14 protein-coding genes and 2 tRNA genes are annotated in these 17338 nt (G+C 68.2%); 5 read left to right on the top strand and 11 right to left on the bottom strand.

The window, feature by feature from the left end; translation table 11 throughout:
- Positions 1–146 precede the first annotated feature (146 nt).
- The gene (locus tag OG787_RS33190; protein WP_405537670.1) at positions 147–2771 is read right to left on the bottom strand and encodes a valine--tRNA ligase; all 2625 of its coding nucleotides are present in this window, start codon (positions 2769–2771) and stop codon (positions 147–149) included.
- A gap of 136 nt (positions 2772–2907) precedes the next feature.
- On the opposite strand from OG787_RS33190, the gene OG787_RS33185 reads away from it, so the two are divergent.
- Positions 2908–3867 (top strand): hypothetical protein, encoded by a 960-nt coding sequence (locus OG787_RS33185; RefSeq protein ID WP_369036222.1) that lies wholly within the window; start codon positions 2908–2910, stop codon positions 3865–3867.
- An 85-nt stretch (positions 3868–3952) separates the two neighbouring features.
- Here OG787_RS33185 and clpX read toward each other — a convergent pair whose 3' ends face one another.
- The 5 genes from clpX to OG787_RS33160 all read right to left on the bottom strand — a co-directional run bounded on the left by clpX (position 3953) and on the right by OG787_RS33160 (position 9047).
- Entirely contained in the window at positions 3953–5239 is a 1287-nt protein-coding gene (clpX, locus tag OG787_RS33180; RefSeq protein WP_235479131.1) for an ATP-dependent Clp protease ATP-binding subunit ClpX, read from the bottom strand.
- A 195-nt stretch (positions 5240–5434) separates the two neighbouring features.
- On the bottom strand, positions 5435–6133 hold the full coding sequence (locus OG787_RS33175; RefSeq protein ID WP_235479130.1) for an ATP-dependent Clp protease proteolytic subunit: 699 nt from the start codon (positions 6131–6133) through the stop codon (positions 5435–5437).
- Positions 6134–6183: 50 nt separating this feature from the next.
- On the bottom strand, positions 6184–6801 hold the full coding sequence (locus OG787_RS33170; RefSeq protein ID WP_235480148.1) for an ATP-dependent Clp protease proteolytic subunit: 618 nt from the start codon (positions 6799–6801) through the stop codon (positions 6184–6186).
- A gap of 577 nt (positions 6802–7378) precedes the next feature.
- The gene (gene tig / locus OG787_RS33165) at positions 7379–8773 is read right to left on the bottom strand and encodes a trigger factor (protein ID WP_369036221.1); all 1395 of its coding nucleotides are present in this window, start codon (positions 8771–8773) and stop codon (positions 7379–7381) included.
- Positions 8774–8970: 197 nt separating this feature from the next.
- Positions 8971–9047 (bottom strand) — tRNA-Pro (locus OG787_RS33160).
- 140 nt (positions 9048–9187) lie between these two features.
- Here OG787_RS33160 and OG787_RS33155 point away from each other — a divergent pair.
- Positions 9188–9258, top strand: a tRNA-Gly gene (locus OG787_RS33155).
- A 60-nt stretch (positions 9259–9318) separates the two neighbouring features.
- Here OG787_RS33155 and OG787_RS33150 read toward each other — a convergent pair.
- Together OG787_RS33150 and OG787_RS33145 are read right to left on the bottom strand one after the other, a co-directional pair.
- On the bottom strand, positions 9319–9513 hold the full coding sequence (locus tag OG787_RS33150; RefSeq protein ID WP_006383514.1) for a hypothetical protein: 195 nt from the start codon (positions 9511–9513) through the stop codon (positions 9319–9321).
- Positions 9514–9718: 205 nt separating this feature from the next.
- The gene (locus OG787_RS33145) at positions 9719–10201 is read right to left on the bottom strand and encodes an HD domain-containing protein (RefSeq protein WP_405537668.1); all 483 of its coding nucleotides are present in this window, start codon (positions 10199–10201) and stop codon (positions 9719–9721) included.
- Positions 10202–10332: 131 nt separating this feature from the next.
- Here OG787_RS33145 and OG787_RS33140 point away from each other — a divergent pair, with 131 nt between their 5' ends.
- Positions 10333–11517 carry a cation:proton antiporter gene (locus tag OG787_RS33140; RefSeq protein ID WP_405537667.1) on the top strand — a complete coding sequence of 395 codons (1185 nt, stop codon included), beginning with the start codon at positions 10333–10335 and terminating at the stop codon, positions 11515–11517.
- A 28-nt stretch (positions 11518–11545) separates the two neighbouring features.
- On the opposite strand, the gene OG787_RS33135 is transcribed toward OG787_RS33140, so the two are convergent.
- The gene (locus OG787_RS33135) at positions 11546–12724 is read right to left on the bottom strand and encodes a PP2C family protein-serine/threonine phosphatase (RefSeq protein WP_235479127.1); all 1179 of its coding nucleotides are present in this window, start codon (positions 12722–12724) and stop codon (positions 11546–11548) included.
- 162 nt (positions 12725–12886) lie between these two features.
- Between OG787_RS33135 and OG787_RS33130 the strand changes: the two genes are divergently transcribed.
- The gene (locus OG787_RS33130; protein WP_369036218.1) at positions 12887–14149 is read left to right on the top strand and encodes a GNAT family N-acetyltransferase; all 1263 of its coding nucleotides are present in this window, start codon (positions 12887–12889) and stop codon (positions 14147–14149) included.
- 19 nt (positions 14150–14168) lie between these two features.
- Here the strand turns inward: OG787_RS33130 and OG787_RS33125 are convergent, their stop codons facing one another.
- Both OG787_RS33125 and OG787_RS33120 read right to left on the bottom strand, forming a co-directional pair.
- Entirely contained in the window at positions 14169–14978 is an 810-nt protein-coding gene (locus tag OG787_RS33125; protein ID WP_369036217.1) for an Fpg/Nei family DNA glycosylase, read from the bottom strand.
- Between the two features lie 207 nt (positions 14979–15185).
- Positions 15186–15674 carry a ribose-5-phosphate isomerase gene (locus OG787_RS33120; RefSeq protein WP_369036216.1) on the bottom strand — a complete coding sequence of 163 codons (489 nt, stop codon included), beginning with the start codon at positions 15672–15674 and terminating at the stop codon, positions 15186–15188.
- 212 nt (positions 15675–15886) lie between these two features.
- On the opposite strand from OG787_RS33120, the gene OG787_RS33115 reads away from it, so the two are divergent.
- Positions 15887–17329, top strand: a complete 1443-nt coding sequence (locus OG787_RS33115; protein WP_405537665.1) for an amino acid permease — start codon at positions 15887–15889, stop codon at positions 17327–17329.
- Positions 17330–17338: the final 9 nt, after the last annotated feature.

The following is a 17338-nucleotide window of genomic DNA, read 5'->3' as shown; positions in this document are numbered from 1 at the left end:
GGGGCTGCGCCCCCAGACCCCCTTTGTCCTCAAACGCCGGACGGGCTGAAAAACCTAGCCTCTCCGGCGTTTGAGGAGCGGGGGTTCGGGGGCGGAGCCCCCGAGGATGGGACGGGTAGGGGCGGCGGGGGCGAGGAAACGGCTGGTTACGCCACGGGCAATCCGTCCAGCTGGGCCTGGATTCGGGTGATGTCCTCGTCCGCCTTTGCCAGGCGGCCCTTGATCTTGTCCACCACCTGGTCCGGGGCCTTTGCCAGGAAGGCCTCGTTGCCCAGTTTGGCCTGGGCCTGCTGGCGTTCCTTCTCCGCTGCCGCGAGGTCCTTCGCGAGGCGCTTGCGCTCCGCCGCGACGTCGATCGTGCCGGAGAGATCGAGGGCGACCGTGGCGCCGGCGACCGGGAGGGTTGCGGTGGCGTGGAAGCCGTCGCCCTCCGGCTGGAGGCGGAGGAGCTGGCGGATGGCCGGCTCGTGCGCGGCCAGGGCGGTGCCGTCGAGGGTGAGACGGGCGGGGACCTTCTGACCGTCCTGGAGGCCCTGCTCCTTGCGGAAGCGGCGGACCTCGGTGACGACGGCCTGGACGGTGCCGATCTCGGCCTCGGCCGCCTCGTCGCGGAAGCCGCTGTCCTTGGGCCACTCGGCGATGACGAGGGACTCGCGGCCGGTCAGCGTCGTCCACAGCGTCTCGGTGACGAAGGGGACGACCGGGTGGAGCAGGCGCAGCATGACGTCGATGACCTCGCCGAGGACCCGGCCGGAGACCTTGGCCTGCTCGCCGCCCGCGAAGAAGGTCGTCTTCGAGAGCTCCACGTACCAGTCGAAGACCTCGTCCCACGCGAAGTGGTAGAGCGCGTCGCTGAGCTTCGCGAACTGGAAGTCGTCGTAGTACGCGTCGACCTGCGCGACCGTCTTGTTCAGGCGGGAGAGGATCCAGCGGTCCGTGGCCGAGAGCTTCTCGGCGGCCGGGAGTTCGCCCTCGATCGTGGCGCCGTTCATCAGCGCGAAGCGCGTGGCGTTCCAGATCTTGTTGGCGAACTTGCTGGACGCCTGGACCCAGTCCTCGCCGATCGGGACGTCGGTGCCGGGGTTGGCGCCCTTGGCCAGGGTGAAGCGGACGGCGTCGGAGCCGTACTTGTCCATCCAGTCCAGCGGGTCGACGACGTTGCCGAAGGACTTCGACATCTTCTTGCCGCGCTCGTCACGGACCAGGCCGGTCAGGGCGATGGTCTTGAACGGGGCCTGGCCGTCCATGGCGTAGAGACCGAACATCATCATCCGGGCGACCCAGAAGAAGATGATGTCGTGGCCGGTCAGCAGGACGTCCGTCGAGTAGAACTTCTCGAGGTCCGGGGTCTGTTCGGGCCAGCCGAGGGTGGAGAACGGCCACAGGCCGGAGGAGAACCAGGTGTCGAGGACGTCGGTGTCCTGGGTCCAGCCCTCGCCGGTGGGCGGCTGCTCGTCGGGGCCGACGCAGAGGACCTCGCCGTCCGGGCCGTACCAGACGGGGATGCGATGGCCCCACCACAACTGGCGTGAGATGCACCAGTCGTTGAGGTTGTCGACCCAGTCGAAGTAGCGCTTGGACATCTCCTCGGGGTGGATCGAGACCCGGCCGTCGCGGACCGCGTCACCGGCGGCCTTGGCCAGCGTCTCGACCTTGACCCACCACTGGAGGGACAGGCGCGGCTCGACGGTCGTGGAGCAGCGCGAGCAGTGCCCGACGGAGTGCGTGTACGGGCGCTTCTCGGCGACGATCCGGCCCTGTCCGCGCAGGGCGCCGACGACGGCGGAGCGGGCCTCGAAGCGGTCCAGGCCGAGGAAGGGGCCGTGGACGGTGATGACACCGTGCTCGTCCATGATCGTCATGTTGGGCAGGTTGTGGCGCTGCCCGATGGCGAAGTCGTTCGGATCGTGGGCCGGGGTCACCTTGACGGCGCCGGTGCCGAACTCCGGGTCGACATGCGTGTCGGCGACGACCGGGATGGTCCGGTCGGTCAGCGGCAGCTTGATCTGCCTGCCGACGAGGTGCTTGTAGCGCTCGTCGTCGGGGTGGACGGCGACGGCTGTGTCACCGAGCATCGTCTCGGCGCGGGTGGTGGCGACGACCAGGCTGTCCTCGCCCTCGCCGTACCTGATCGAGACGAGTTCGCCCGCGTCGTCCTGGTACTCGACCTCGATGTCCGAGATGGCCGTGAGACAGCGCGGACACCAGTTGATGATGCGCTCGGCGCGGTAGATCAGCTCGTCGTCGTAGAGGCGCTTGAAGATCGTCTGGACGGCCTTGGAGAGGCCCTCGTCCATGGTGAAGCGCTCGCGGCTCCAGTCGACGCCGTCGCCGAGGCGCCGCATCTGGCCGAGGATCTTGCCGCCGTACTCCTCCTTCCACTGCCAGACGCGCTCGACGAAGTCCTCGCGCCCCAGGTCGTGGCGGGACTTGCCCTCCTCGGCGAGCTGCTGCTCGACCTTGTTCTGGGTGGCGATGCCGGCGTGGTCCATGCCGGGGAGCCAGAGCGACTCGTAGCCCTGCATGCGCTTGCGCCGGGTGAGGGCGTCCATGAGCGTGTGCTGGAAGGCGTGGCCCAGGTGGAGGGAGCCCGTCACGTTCGGCGGCGGGATGACGATGGTGTAGGCGGGCTTGTCGCTCTTCGCGTCGGCGGTGAAGTAGCCCCGGTCCACCCAGCGCTCGTACAGCTTCCCCTCTACCTCGGCCGGCGCGTACTGGGTCGGCAGTTCGGTGATGGGCGCTGTTGGCTGCTGCTGAGCGTTCTCGGTCACCCGGTCAGTTTAGAGGCGTCACCACCGTGTCCCGAAACTCGATTCTTTCGTAACGGTGGGACACCCGGGGCAACTCGGGACCCTGGCCTGCGCGAGGATGTCAGGAACACATAAGCATCTGGAGGGGAACCCAGAGATGAGCCACAACCAGCCGGGCCCGTACAGCGGACCACCCCAGCAGCCCGGACCGTACGGGCAGCCGGCCGCCCAGCCGGGTCCGTACGGCCAGCCGCCCCAAGCACCTCAGGCCCCTCCGGCGGCTCCGCAGCCCGGCTACGGCTACCCCCAGCAGGCTCCGCCCGCGCAGCCCGGCTACGGCTATCCGCAGCAGGCCGCCCCGAACCCGTACGGTCAGCAGCCCGCCTACGGCCAGCAGCCGCCGTACGGGCAGGCCCCGTACGGGGTTCCGCAGCCGCCGCCGGGTGGGGGCAAGAAGAAGACGACGGCGATCGTCCTCGGGTCGGTGGCCGTCGTGGCCGCCATCGCCGTGGGCGCCTGGTTCGTGCTCGGCAGTGGGAGTGGCTCGGGCAGCGGGTCGGACATCGCCGACGACGGGGCGCACAAGCTGACGGCGCCGGCGACCGTGCTCGACGGCGCGTACAAGAAGAGCGGGGACTCCGCGGCCGACGGGCTGACCGAGGACGAGATCAAGGACGCCGAGGCCTGGGGGGTCGAGAACCCCAAGGACGTCAGCGCCGTGTACGCCTCGGGCGAGAGCCTCACCGCCAAGACCCTGATGTTCGCCGGGGTGTACGGCACGATCGACGACCCGGAGAAGGTCGTCGACGCGATGTTCGCCCAGATGAAGTCGGAGTCGGCGAAGAGCACGGCCTCCGGCGACGGCAAACTCGTCGGCAGCCCGCAGGAGTTCACGCCGGCCGGCTTCGACAACGGCATCATGAAGTGCCAGCAGATCGAGAGCACCGAGTCCGGCACGACGACGCAGATGCCGTTCTGCATCTGGGGCGACCACAGCACGCTCAGCTACGTCCTGACGTACGACATCGCCTCCCTGGCCTCGGGCAAGGCCGCCACGATGGAGGAGGCGGCCGAACTCGCCGCCAAGCTGCGCGCGGACGTGCGCGTCAAGGCCTGACACGCCTCGGCTGACGCCTCAACCGCGGAGGGGCCCCGGTCTGTTGACCGGGGCCCCTCCGCGATTCCTTTGCCCTGCGCCGCCGTTACGCCGTCTTCTGCTCGCCCGGGCCGCGCCCTCGCGCGTCCCTCGGGATCAGGGTCGGGTTCACGTTCGACAGGACGACGTCCGCCGTGATGACGACGCGGGCCACGTCCTTGCGGGACGGGACCTCGTACATCACCGCCTGGAGGACCTCCTCCATGATGGCGCGCAGGCCGCGTGCGCCGGTCTGACGCAGGATCGCCTGGTCGGCGATGGCCTCCAGGGCCTCGCGCTCGAAGTCCAGCTCCACGCCGTCGAGTTCGAAGAGGCGCTGGTACTGCTTGACGAGGGCGTTGCGCGGCTCGACCAGGATCTGGAGGAGCGCCTTGCGGTCCAGGTTGTGGACCGAGGTGATCACCGGGAGGCGGCCGATGAACTCCGGGATCATCCCGAACTTCACCAGGTCCTCGGGCATGACCGCCTCGAACTGGTCCTTGTTCTCCATCTCGCGCTTGGAGCGGATCGTCGCGCCGAAGCCGATGCCCTTGGCACCCGCCCTCGACTCGATGAGCTTCTCCAGGCCCGCGAAGGCGCCGCCCACGATGAACAGGACGTTCGTCGTGTCGATCTGGATGAACTCCTGGTGCGGGTGCTTGCGTCCGCCCTGCGGCGGGACCGAGGCCGTCGTGCCTTCGAGGATCTTCAGCAGGGCCTGCTGGACGCCCTCGCCGGACACGTCACGCGTGATCGACGGGTTTTCACTCTTCCGCGCGACCTTGTCGATCTCGTCGATGTAGATGATTCCGGTTTCGGCCTTCTTGACGTCGTAGTCCGCCGCCTGGATCAGCTTCAACAGGATGTTCTCGACGTCCTCGCCGACATACCCGGCCTCCGTCAGCGCCGTCGCGTCGGCGATGGCGAACGGGACGTTGAGCATGCGCGCCAGGGTCTGCGCGAGGAGGGTCTTGCCGGAGCCCGTGGGGCCCAGCAGGAGGATGTTGGACTTCGCCAACTCGATGGCGTCGTCGCGGCTTTGACCGCCGCCGTTCTCACCGGCCTGGACCCGCTTGTAGTGGTTGTACACCGCGACGGACAGGGCCTTCTTGGCCGACTCCTGCCCGACTACGTACCCCTCGAGGAACTCGTAGATCTCGCGGGGCTTGGGGAGTTCCTCCCAGCGCACCTCGCTCGTCTCCGCGAGTTCTTCCTCGATGATCTCGTTGCAGAGATCGATGCACTCGTCGCAGATGTACACACCGGGGCCTGCGATGAGCTTCTTGACCTGCTTCTGGCTCTTGCCACAGAACGAGCACTTGAGCAGATCGCCGCCGTCACCGATGCGTGCCACGGTGTGCTTCCCCTTCGCCTGGGAGACGCCTAGGTCCAGCGGCTCCTGGTGCTGCCTTATGTCCGACGGTACCTTGCCGGGCCCCCCGTTCGGGCCCCCCTTGGCGCGGTTCACTTTGACGTGCTCCGAGTCAAACCGTGCCAAGGGGCGGCAGACGATACAGCTTCCGCGTCTACCAGTACGCCTACCAGTACGTCAGCGGACGCTGGCGTTGTTCATCTTGCGGGTGGAGATGATCTGGTCGATCAGGCCGTACGACAGCGCGTCCTCGGCCGTGAGGATCTTGTCGCGCTCGATGTCCTCGCGGATCTTCTCGATCGGCGTGGTGGAGTGCCTGGCCAGCATGTCCTCCAGCTGGGCACGCATCCGGAGGATCTCGTTGGCCGCGATCTCCAGGTCGGAGACCTGGCCACGGCCGGTCTCGCTGTACGGCTGGTGGATCAGCACGCGCGCGTTGGGCAGTGCCATGCGCTTGCCCGGCGTACCGGCCGCGAGGAGGATCGCGGCGGCGGAGGCCGCCTGGCCCATGCAGACCGTCTGGACGTCCGGCTTCACGAACTGCATCGTGTCGTAGATGGCCGTGAGGGCCGTGAACGAGCCACCGGGGCTGTTGATGTAGACCGAGATGTCCCGGTCGGGGTCCATCGACTCCAGGCACAGCAGCTGTGCCATGACGTCGTTGGCGGAGGCGTCGTCGATCTGCACACCGAGGAAGATCACGCGCTCCTCGAAGAGCTTCGCGTACGGGTCGTACTCACGCACGCCCTGCGAGGTGCGCTCGACGAAGCGCGGGATGACGTAGCGGGACTCGGCGCTGGGGCCGGTGTACTGCGCCTGGGCGGCCTGTGCCGCCCTCGTACGGTCGTAGAGGCCGCTGCCGGGGAAGTCGTTCACGATGTCTCCTGAAAGGGGCTGAGGCGGGGGCTGGAGGGCGGTGAGGGCGCTTACGAGCCCGCACCACCGGTGCCGCCGCCGCCCGGGATGCCTGCGGCCGTGGCGATCACGTCGTCGATGAGGCCGTACGCCTTGGCCTCCTCGGGGTCGAACCAGCGGTCGCGGTCCGAGTCCCGGGTGACCTGCTCGACGGTCTGGCCGGTGTGCTGTGCCGTCAGCTCGGCCATGCGCTTCTTGGTGTGCAGCAGCCGCTCGGCGTGGATCTTGATGTCCGAGGCCGAACCGGCGAGGCCGGCGGAGGGCTGGTGGATCAGGATCTCGGCGTTCGGCAGCGCGAAGCGCTTGCCGGGCGTGCCCGCGCTGAGCAGGAACTGGCCCATGGAGGCCGCGAGGCCCATGGCGATCGTCATCACGTCGTTCTTGATGAACTGCATGGTGTCGTAGATCGCCATGCCGGCCGTGATCGAGCCGCCGGGGCTGTTGATGTAGAGGTTGATGTCCTTGTCCGGGTCAGCGGCGGCGAGAAGCAGCAGCTGCGCGGTGATCTTGTTCGCGATGTCGTCGTCGACCGGCTGGCCGAGGAAGATGATCCGCTCGTTGAGCAGCCGGTTGTAGACCTGGTCGCCGAGGCCACCGCCGATGGAAGGCTCGCCGGCGGCGGAAGGCATCAGATTCGTCACGTCGTATCCACCTGCTCGTCTTACGACGGCGCCGGGCCGTCTCACGTGTTCTGCCGGGGCGTGGGGCCGTCCGGCGTTATTCGGGGACTCCCCTGCCCTCGTACTCATGGACCCTAACGCGCGGGTCCCTCCGGGGAATCCCGGGAATGGAACTGTTCGCTGTGAGCGCATGTGCTCCGCCGGGTTGAGCAGGGTCTCCGGTGTGCCTCGGCTGTGCGGCGGGCGGGGTTTCGGTGAGCGTCACGGGGCTCCCGCCCCGGGCCCCGGTTGCCTCTCGCCGTGACTCCGCCGGGGGGTGGGCGGGTGCCGGCCCGTGGGGCTTCTCGCGCAGTTCCCCGCGCCCCTTTGGGGCGCGTCCTTGTGGGCGTGGATGATGACGGGCCCGGAGTGGGGGCTTGTCGCGCCCGCGCGGCGGAGCCGCATATCGACACAGCCCCGCGCCCCTTTGGGGCGCGTCCCTGTGGCCGCGGATGACGGACAGCCCCGCATGCCCTCAGGGGCGCGACAGGCCCCCGGGAAGTGTTCCCGGGGGCCTGTCGTACGTCTGTCAGAGGTGCCGTTGGTGTCAGGCCTCGGGCTTGTCCTCCGAAGCCTCGGCCTCTACGGCCGGGGTCTCCTCGGAGGTGGCCTCCGTGGTCTCGTCCTCTTCCTCGTCGTCGAGGTCGATGATCTCGCCGTTGGTGTCCTTGACCGTGGCGGCCTCGACCACGACCGCGAGGGCCTTGCCGCGGGCCACCTCGCCGACCAGCATCGGGACCTGGCCGCCCTCGACGACCGCCTGGGCGAACTGGTCGGGGGACATGCCGGAGGAGGCCGCGCGCCGCATGAGGTGCTCGGTGAGCTCCTCCTGGTTGACGTTCAGCTTCTCCTTGTTGACCAGCTCGTCGAGGACGAACTGCGTCTTGATGCCCTTGACCGCGGCTTCCTTGGTCTCGGTGTCGAACTCCTCGGCCGTCTTGCCCTGGATCTCGAGGTACTTCTCGAGGTCGAGGCCCATCTGGCCGAGCTGGTGGTGCTCCAGGTTGTGCTTGCGGGTGTTGATCTCGTCCTCGAGGAGCTTCTCGGGGACGGGCACCTCGACGAGCTCCAGCAGCTTCTCCAGGACTCGCTCCTGGGCCTGCGTGGCCTGGTCGTACTGCTTCATGTTCTCGAGGCGCTTGCGGCTGTCCGCGCGCAGCTCCTCCAGGGTGTCGAACTCGGAGGCGAGCTGGGCGAACTCGTCGTCCAGGGCAGGCAGTTCGCGAGCGGCGACCTGGGTGACCTTGACGGTGACCTCGGCCTCCTTGCCGGCCGCCGAGCCGCCCTTCAGCTCGGAGGTGAAGGTGGCCTCGCCACCGGCCGCCACGCCCGTCACCGCGGCGTCGACGCCGTCCAGCAGCTCGCCGGAGCCGATGGTGTAGGAGACGCCGCTCGCGACGCCGTCCTCCAGCACCTCGCCGTCGACCTTGGCCTCCAGGTCCAGCGTCACGACGTCGCCGTCCTCGGCGGCCCGCTCGACCGGGGAGGTGGCGGCGAAGCGCTCACGGAGCTGCTCGACCGACTTGTCGATGTCCTCCTCGGTGACCTCGATCGCGTCGACCTCGACCTCGATGCCGGAGTAGTCCGGGATCTCGATGGTCGGGCGGACGTCGACCTCGGCGGTGAAGTTCAGCGTCTCGCCGTCCTTCAGCTCCGTGATGTCGACCTCGGGCTGGCCCAGGACGTTCAGCTCGGCCTCGTTGACCGCGTCGGTGTAGAACTTCGGGAGCGCGTCGTTGACGGCCTCCTCCAGAACCGCACCGCGGCCGAACCGCTGGTCGATGACGCGCGCCGGGATCTTGCCCTTCCGGAAGCCCTTCACCGTGACCTGCTGGTTGATCTTCTTGTACGCCGCGTCGAGGCTGTCCTTGAGCTCCTCGAAGGGCACCTCGATGCTGAGCCGAACCCGGGTCGGGTTCAGGGTCTCCACGGCGCTCTTCACGGTTCGGTCTCCTTGGGGGCTGACTTCTTGGGGTTCTGCTGAGGGTTCTGCTGCTGTCCTCTGCCGGACGTGCCTGAGCCTCAGCGGATTCGCGGCCCTTGAGGGACGTAACAACGCAGACACACGGGCGCGCAGCTTGCATAGTAGCCGCAGGCGGTACTCGCCCCAAAAGGTGATCTCGCCGGTGGTCCGGCAGGTGGTCGGGGTGGCGGGATTTGAACCCACGGCCTTCCGCTCCCAAAGCGGACGCGCTACCAAGCTGCGCCACACCCCGTCTGGTGCGACACGTAGGGTACATGCCCGCAGGCTGTGGGGTTGCCGCATTTCAAGAGTGGAAACGGGGTGTGCGTCGAGGTGCCATGAACCGCTACGATGCCTTCTGTGCCGCGGTCATCTGACCTGCGGCGCATGCGTGCGGGCGTAGCTCAATGGTAGAGCCCTAGTCTTCCAAACTAGCTACGCGGGTTCGATTCCCGTCGCCCGCTCTGTCTTCGCCGTCGGCCCGGTTCCCCTGGAACCGGGCCGATCGTGTTTCCCCACGGCGGTCAGAACTGGATCTCGTTGATCGTGTCGGCTATCGAGTTCAGGAAGCGTTGGATGTCGTCGGCCATGCCGGTCGAGGCGAGGAAGAAGCCGAAAAGTATGGCGACGACCGCCGGGCCCGCCTTGATCGTGCCTCCGCGAATCAGCACCACCAGGATGATTCCCAACATCAGCACCACTGACAACGAAATGGCCACACTGATCACACCCTATGGTCGGTCCGCTCTACCGGCCCAGGGATGCGTTCCCTCGCACCCCCGCCAGATCCATCGTGCCACCAACCAGGCCACCCTATGCGGCCGGTGACGCATCATCGGCCCCACGAGATCGATTTATTACCATAGAGAAACCAAGAGCACAGGAATATGTTCTTTATGGGTAATTAGGTGGACATTTACGTCTCTACAGACCGAGAAGCGCGCGCATTTTGACGTATTTCTCGGTCAGGCGGATGCGGGTCGATGCGTCGAGTACCGCCAGGCGGGCCGGGTCCGCGTTGTGCGCCAGGTCCGCCTCCTTGACCAGGAGTGCGCCCGGGGTGTCGAGGATGCGCCGGGCGTACACCTCGGGAGCCTCCCCCGCACGCTTGGTGACGGCCAGCACGATGTCCTTCGTACGGCGGGACAGCGCGGCCTCTTCCAGCCAGCCCTCGGAGAGCGCGTCGTCCTCAACCGCGTCGTGCAGCCAGGCCGCCGCGATCTGCTCGTCGTCGCCGCCACGCGCACGCACGCCCTCGGCCACGGCCTGGAGGTGCTCCGCGTAGGGGCGGCCCGCCTTGTCCGTCTGGGCGGCGTGCGCCGCCCGGGCCTTCGCCTCTACTTCGGCCAGGGTCAGGGGTGTTGGGGGTGTTGGGGGCACTGGGGGGTTCGGAGGGGTTTCCGTCATCCGGTCAGTGTGGGGTTGTGGGTGACTCGGTGGGAGCCAGGGATCGTTTGGTAAAGTAAGTATTGACGGTTTCTTGACGTTCTCTTGACTCTGGAGGCAGGCTCATCGGACACGCGGACACTCTGATCGCCATGGGCGGCGCTTTTCTCGCCGCCGCGGTTCTCGCCCGGCTCGGCAGCCGGATCGGGCTGCCGACCATCCCTCTCTTCATCCTGGCCGGGATACTGCTCGGCCCGCACACCCCCGGCATCGTGCTGGTCTCCGACCCGCACGACATGGAGATGCTCTCGGCACTCGGGCTCGTGCTGCTGCTCTTCTACCTCGGCCTCGAATTCCATCTGGACGACCTCAAGGCGGGTGGCCGGCGGATGGCGCTGGCCGGGGGCACGTATCTCGCGCTGAACGTCGGCGCCGGCCTGGGCTTCGGATTCGCCCTCGGGTGGGGCACCTCCGAGGCGTTGGTCCTCGCCGGGGTGCTGGGCATATCGTCGTCCGCCATCGTCACGAAGGTGCTGGTCGACACCGGTCGGCTGGGCAGTCCCGAGGCGAAGCCGATCCTCGGGATCATCGTTGTCGAGGACGTCTTCCTCGCGCTGTATCTCGCCGCGCTACAGCCGGTGTTGTCCGGGGCGGATTCGCTGGGGGCCGCGGTTCTCGACGGGGGCAAGGCCTTCGGGTTCCTGTTGCTGCTGGCGCTCGCGGCTCGGTTCGGTACGCGGGTCGTGGGGCGGCTGTTCGCCGTCGAGGACGACGAGTTGCTGGTGATCTCGTTCCTGGGGGCGGCGGTGTTCGTGGCCGGGGTGTCCGAGTGGTTCGGGGTCGCGGACGCGATCGGGGCGTTCATGGTGGGGCTGATGCTGGGGAGTACGGCGTCCGGGGAGCGGATACGGAAGCTGGTGCATCCGTTGCGGGACGCGTTCGGAGCGATGTTCTTCTTCGCGTTCGGGTTGTCGATCGATCCCGGGGATCTGCCGGTGGTGGTGTGGCCGGTGTTGGCGGCGGTCGCTGTGACGGTGGGGATGAATGTGCTGGCGGGGGTGGGGGCGGCTCGGGTGTACGGGTTCGGGGCGCGGGGGGCTTCCGTGATCTCGAGCACGTTGTTGGCTCGGGGGGAGTTCGCGTTGATTCTGGCGACGATGGCGGCGGGGGCGGGGTTGGACGCGCGGCTGTCGCCGTTCATCGCGGGTTATGTGCTGGTGTTGGCGGTGTTGGGGCCGGTTGCTGCGGGGTGGGTGCCCGGCTTTTTCGCCCCCGCCGCCCCTACCCGTTCCCATCCTCTGGGGGCTTCGCCCCCAGACCCCCGCTTGTCGCGCTGAACGCGCTCGTCCTCAAACGCCGGACGGGCTAAATGGTCGCCTGGGCCGTTGGGCCCTCTCTGCAGATCAGGAGGAGGGCTCGGTCGTCGTTGACGTCCTTGGCCACCGCCTCGATCAGGTGCCAGGCCGCGCCGTGGAAGCCGCCTGCCACGTAGCGGTCGGCCTCTCCTGTCAGGCGGTCGATGCCCTCGACGATGTCCCGGTCCGAGGTTTCCACCAGGCCGTCCGTGAAGAGCATCAGGACGTCGCCGGGGCGGAGGGAGCCCTTGACCGGGTCGAACTGGGCGCCGTCGTACACGCCCAACAGCGGGCCCTCCGCGGCCTTTTCCTCCCAGCGGCCCGTGCCCGCGCTGAGCTGGAGGCCCGGGGGGTGGCCGGCCGAGAAGAGTTCGTAGTCGCCGGAGTCCAGGTCCAGGACCAGGTGGATCGAGGTCGCGAAGCCCTCGTCCCAGTCCTGGCGGAGGAGATAGCCGTTCGCCGCCGGGAGGAAGGCGTGGGGCGGGAGCGAGCCCAGTAGGCCTCCGAAGGCTCCTGAGAGCAGGAGGGCTCGGGAGCCTGCGTCCATTCCCTTGCCCGAGACGTCCGTCAGGACGACCTCCATCGTGCGGCCCCCGTTCGTCCGGGCCGCCACCACGAAGTCGCCCGAGAACGACTGGCCGCCCGCCGGGCGCAGCGCCATCTCCCGGTGCCAGCCCTGCGGCAGCTGCGGCAACTTGCTCTGGACGCGGATGCGTTCGCGCAGGTCGAACAGCATCGTGCCGCCGCGCCGCCAGGGGACGCCCACGCGGCTGCGGAACTGGGCGATCAGGAGGCCGAAGAAACCGCATGCCGCCACGACGAGGACCACTCCCGGTGTGACCCGGCTCGGGCCCTCCGTGTACGGGCCCAGCTTCACCGACTCCACGATCAGTGCCGACGCCGCCGCCGCGTACAGGCTCAGCAGGCTGGCCGGGCGCAGCAGGAGGCCGCCGGCGACGATCGGGAGGACCAGCAGGGCCGGTGAGCACCACACCGAGTTGGCGAGGGTCATGGCCGCGATGACCGGGATCGTGAGGAGCAGGCCCGCGAGCGCGATCCAGTCCGAACCGTCGCCCCGGAAGTAGTCCACGGCGGATCTGCGCACGCCGGTGCGGGCCCGGTGAACCTGCTTCTTCAACCGGGCCGTGAACGTCTCGGCTTCCGCGCGCCGCTCTCGTCCTGCTGCCATTAGTTCGGGACCCTATCCATCGGACCAGCTGCTTGGCACGGGAGGTCCCACTTGTCCCCCGTCCGAGGTTCAACTTCACAGTGAAACCCACCGAGAGCCGGTCCGAGGCCACGAGGGAGAAATTCCCTCGCTCGTCCCGCAATGCCCTGGTAGTCATGGTCTATGACGACCTCCAGGACCTCCGGTACGCCCTCCGGCACGACCGAGCTGCGGGTACTTCGGCCCGACGACTGGGATCAGTGGTACGACAACCTGCTCCGTGCCTTCGGCGGAATGACCGAGTCCGCCGAGGAACGGGAGTTGTGGAAATCACTTACCGAACTCGACCGTTCCGTGGGTGCCTGGGACGGTGACCTGTGCGTCGGCAGTGCGAGCGCTTTCACTTTCCAGGTAACCGTACCGGGTGGAGCCGCCGTTCCGGCCGCGGGCGTGACCATGGTCGGCGTCGCCGGCACGCACCGCAGGCGCGGGGTGCTCACGTCGATGATGCGCCGGCAGCTGGACGACGTACGGAGCTGGGGCGAGCCCCTGGCGGTGCTGACGGCCTCCGAGCCCGCCATCTACGGGCGGTTCGGGTACGGCCTGGCCACGCACTCGCTGACCGTCGAGATCGACACGACGCAGGTACGGCTGTCGGTGCCGGACGGGACCGATGACGTACGGCTGCGGTATGCCGTACCGGCCGAGGCCCTTGACGTGTGCGAGGCGGTGTACGCACGGCGGGTGCCGGAGCGGCCCGGGATGCTGGCGCGGATGCCTGGTTGGGCGCGGGTCGCGGTCCTCGATCCGGAGGGTGAGCGGGACGGGGCTTCGCCCTTGCAGTGTGTTGTCGCCGAGCGGGGCGGGGATGTTGTGGGGTTCGCTCGGTTTCGGGTCAAGCCCGACTGGGATGTCTCCGGGTCCAACAGCGCGGTTGTCGTCGAGGACGCGCATGCGCTCGACGCTCCCTCGCACGCCGCCCTGTGGCGGTTTCTCTTCGATCTCGACCTGACCTCGAAGGTCATCGCGCGCGGGCAGCCGGTCGACGAGCCCTGGCATCACATGGTGTCGGACATCCGGCGGTGCGGGCTGCGCAGGCGGGACGCCCTGTACGTACGGCTGGTGGACCTGGGGGCCGCGCTGGAGGCGCGGACGTACCAGGCGCCGGTGGATGTCGTGTTCGACGTCGAGGACGCGTTCTGTCCGTGGAACTCGGGGCGTTGGCGGCTGAGCGGCGACACCAAGGGGGCGGTGTGCGTGCGTACCGAGGACGCGGCTGATGTCGCCCTGTCCGTACGGGAGTTGGGGTCCGCCTATCTGGGCGGTGTGTCGTTGGCCGGGCTGGCGGCTGCCGGGCGGGTGCGGGAGGTTCGGCAGGGGGCGCTGGCCGAGGCCTCGGTGGCGTTCGGGTCGGTGGTGACGCCCTGGTTGCCGCACGGGTTCTGATCCGTCATCCGGTGCTCGGTCACTTCCTTTGGCAGGCCGGGCACCAGAAGAGGTTGCGGGCAGCGAGGTCGGCGGTGCGGATCTCGCCGCCACAGAGGTGGCAGGGCAGGTTGGCCCTGCGGTAGACGTAGACCTCGCCGCCGTGGTCGTCGACGCGCGGCGGGCGGCCCATCGCCTCCGGGGTGTGTTCCGGGCGGACGGTGTCGATGCGGTTGTTCCGTACGCCCTCGCGCATCAGGGCGACCAGGTCGGTCCAGAGCGCGGTCCACTCGGTCGGGGTGATGTCCCTGCCGAGGCGGTACGGGTCGATGCCGTGGCGGAAGAGGACTTCTGCGCGGTAGACGTTGCCGACTCCCGCGATGACCTTCTGGTCCATCAGGAGGGCGGCGATCGTTGTGCGGCTGCGGCTGATGCGGGTGTAGGCCGTGGCGGGGTTCGCGTCCTCGCGTAGGGGGTCCGGGCCCAGGCGGGCGTGTATCGCCTGCTTCTCGGGGTCCGTGATGAGGGCGCAGGTGGTGGGGCCTCGGAGGTCGACGTACGCGGTGTCGTTCGCCAGGCGGAGGCGGACCGTGTCCGTGGGGGGTGGGGCGGGGGTGGGGCCGAAGTTGACCTTGCCGAAGAGGCCGAGGTGGATGTGGATCCAGTCCGCTTCGCGGAAGCCCAGGAAGAGGTGTTTGCCGTGGGCTTCGGTGTGGGTGAGTTCCGCGCGGTCGAGGAGGGCGGCGGCGTCGGAGAACTTGCCCTGGGGGCTGGTTACTTGGGGTGCTGTGCGTAGGAACGCGGCGCTGTAGTCCTGGGCCAGGCGGTGGATCGTGTGCCCCTCAGGCACGGGTGCTCCTTCTTTGTCCGCGGGTGGGTGGGGGTTGCTGTGGGGGTGTTTTCGCCCCCGCCGCCCCTACCCGTTCCCATCCCCTGGGGGCTGCGCCCCCAGACCCCCCTGTCGCGCTGAACGCGCTCGTCCTCAAACGCCGGACGGGCTGAAAAGCCTCAGGGGCGCGGGGAACTGCGCGACCAGCCCCCACTCACCCGCAGCCGACTACTGGTCCTGAGGGTGGTGCGGCGGGATCTCCGGAAGGTCGCCCGTCGTCTCGTACGCCGACAGCATGTCGATGCGGCGGATGTGGCGGGCGTCCTCCGAGAACGGGGTCGCCAGGAACGTCTCGACGAACTTCGTCGCCTCGTCCTGGGTGTGCATGCGTGCGCCCACCGCGACCACGTTGGCGTTGTTGTGCTGGCGGCCCAGCGACGCCGTCTCCTCGCTCCAGGCGAGTGCCGCGCGCACGCCCTTCACCTTGTTCGCCGCGATCTGCTCGCCGTTGCCGGAGCCGCCGATCACGATGCCGAGGGCGTCCGGGTCGGCCGCCGTGCGCTCTGCGGCGCGGAGGCAGAAGGGCGGGTAGTCGTCGAGGGCGTCGTAGATGTGGGGGCCGCAGTCCACGGGGTCGTGGCCGGCCTCCTTGAGCCACTCGACGAGGTGGTTCTTGAGTTCGAAGCCCGCATGGTCCGAGCCGAGATACACGCGCATGGGACGAGTGTGACATGCCTGTTTCGGGGCAGCAGCCTCGGGGGTTGATCGCGAAAACTCGACGCAACACTGCGGAACCTCAAGGAAATCTCAAGTAACGATCTGGATTCAAAGGTTCAGGAATCCCTTTGCCTCAGATTCACTGGACCAACTGTTTACGCCGTCCCCACCGGCGCGCTTCCCCGTTCACCCGGCGCAAAGGAATTCCCCCCATGACCGCTTCTCCGTCCTCCGGGCTTCAGGCCGGGCTCAAGAACCGGCATCTGTCGATGATCGCCATCGGCGGTGTCATCGGGGCCGGGCTCTTCGTCGGGTCCAGCTCGGGTATCACCACCGCCGGCCCCGGCATCCTTCTCTCCTACGCTCTCGTCGGCACGCTCGTCGTGCTGGTGATGCGGATGCTCGGCGAGATGTCCGCCGCCAACCCGACCTCCGGCTCGTTCTCCGCGCACGCCGACCGGGCGCTCGGGCGCTGGGCCGGGTTCTCCATCGGCTGGCTGTACTGGTTCTTCTGGGTCGTCGTGCTGGCGGTGGAGGCCACCGCCGGCGCCACCATTCTCGAAGGATGGATTCCCGCCGTACCGCAGTGGGCCTGGGCGCTCATCGTGATGGTCGTGCTGACCGCCACCAACCTCGTCTCCGTCGGTTCCTACGGCGAGTTCGAGTTCTGGTTCGCCGGGATCAAGGTCGTCGCCATCAGTGCGTTCGTCATTATTGGCGGGCTTGCCGTGTTCGGTGTGCTTCCCGGTGTCGACAGCGACAAGGCCGGGCTCTCCAATCTCACCGACTCCGGCGGGTTCCTGCCCAACGGGCCCGGCGCCATCCTCACCGGTGTGCTGCTCGTCGTCTTCTCCTTCATGGGCAGCGAGATCGCCACGCTGGCCGCCGGTGAGTCCGAGGACCCGCAGCGGGCCGTCACCAAGTCCACCAACAGCATCATCTGGCGGGTCGCCGTCTTCTATCTCGGGTCGATCTTCGTCGTCGTGACCTTGTTGCCGTGGAACGATCCCTCGATCAAGGAGAAGGGCTCGTACGTCGCCGCCCTCGACTCCCTCGGTATCGCGCACGCCGGTCAGATCATGAACTTCATCGTGCTGACCTCGGTGCTGTCCTGTCTCAACTCCGGGCTCTACACGGCCTCCCGCATGGCCTTCTCACTCGGGCAGCGCGGTGACGCGCCCAAGGCCTTCGCGCGGACCACGTCCCGTGGCGTACCGCTCGCGGCGATCGTCGCCTCGGTCGTCTTCGGCTTCGTCGCCGTCTTCTTCAACTACAAGTTCCCCGACTCGGTCTTCCTCTTCCTCGTCAACTCCTCCGGCGCCGTCGCCCTGTTCGTCTGGCTGGTCATCTGCTTCTCGCAGCTGCGCATGCGGAAGATCATCGAGCGCGAGTCCCCGGAGAAGCTCGTCGTGAAGATGTGGCTGTACCCCTATCTGACCTGGGCGACCGCCGCTCTCATCGTCTTCGTCCTCGGCTACATGCTCACCGACACCGAGCACGACGGACGCGAGACCGTGCTTCTGTCGCTGCTGGTCGCGGCCGTCGTGCTGGTCATCGCCGTCGTCCGGCAGAAGGCCGGGCGCGGGACCGTCGTCGTGGCCGGTGCTCCGGCTTCGGACGTCGCCGGTGACGACGACGTCGTCAAGGTCGGCTAGCGATCCGAG

The organism is Streptomyces sp. NBC_00075, assembly GCF_045041225.1.
Lineage (GTDB): Bacteria > Actinomycetota > Actinomycetes > Streptomycetales > Streptomycetaceae > Streptomyces > Streptomyces adonidis.
The sequence above is the reverse complement of the archived record's forward strand: the minus strand, read 5'-3'. Positions and strand labels throughout refer to the sequence as shown.

Bases quoted from the DNA above. Each gene is read 5' to 3' on its own strand.
- OG787_RS33135 (WP_235479127.1), bottom strand. From the start codon at position 12,724: ATGGCAGCAGGACGAGAGCGGCGCGCGGAAGCCGAGACGTTCACGGCC.
- OG787_RS33130 (WP_369036218.1), top strand. From the start codon at position 12,887: ATGACGACCTCCAGGACCTCCGGTACGCCCTCCGGCACGACCGAGCTG.
- OG787_RS33145 (WP_405537668.1), bottom strand. From the start codon at position 10,201: ATGACGGAAACCCCTCCGAACCCCCCAGTGCCCCCAACACCCCCAACA.
- OG787_RS33170 (WP_235480148.1), bottom strand. From the start codon at position 6,801: ATGCCTTCCGCCGCCGGCGAGCCTTCCATCGGCGGTGGCCTCGGCGAC.
- OG787_RS33115 (WP_405537665.1), top strand. From the start codon at position 15,887: ATGACCGCTTCTCCGTCCTCCGGGCTTCAGGCCGGGCTCAAGAACCGG.
- OG787_RS33120 (WP_369036216.1), bottom strand. From the start codon at position 15,674: ATGCGCGTGTATCTCGGCTCGGACCATGCGGGCTTCGAACTCAAGAAC.
- OG787_RS33185 (WP_369036222.1), top strand. From the start codon at position 2,908: ATGAGCCACAACCAGCCGGGCCCGTACAGCGGACCACCCCAGCAGCCC.
- OG787_RS33140 (WP_405537667.1), top strand. From the start codon at position 10,333: ATGGGCGGCGCTTTTCTCGCCGCCGCGGTTCTCGCCCGGCTCGGCAGC.